Below are 280 nucleotides of genomic sequence, written 5' to 3' on the forward strand. Positions count from 1 at the left end.
GTCACTGGACAGGTGATGACGCTACAACAGGTAAAGTTATCGAAGGCGATAAGAACGTAACTTACGTCTACAAACTTAAAGAAGATCCAACGAAACCTAAAGAAGGTGACGTAATCATCACTTACGTAGACGAAAAAGGTAAAGAAATCAAGAAACCTCGTCAAGACACACCAAACTCACCATATGATACTCCATATAACACAACTGAGGAAGGTGAAAAACCTAAGACAATCAAGACTCCAGACGGTAAGACATACAAGATCGTACCGAAAGGTGACTA

Annotated in this window: 1 protein-coding gene; it reads left to right on the plus strand. The window is 40.4% G+C overall.

Annotation, left to right across the window (positions count from 1 at the left end; translation table 11 throughout):
• Nucleotides 1-280: MucBP domain-containing protein (locus tag AX662_RS04445; protein WP_197414661.1), on the plus strand; the 280-nt coding region annotated here is incomplete at both ends.

Source organism: Streptococcus sp. CCH5-D3 (genome assembly GCF_001556435.1).
Lineage (GTDB): Bacteria > Bacillota > Bacilli > Lactobacillales > Streptococcaceae > Streptococcus.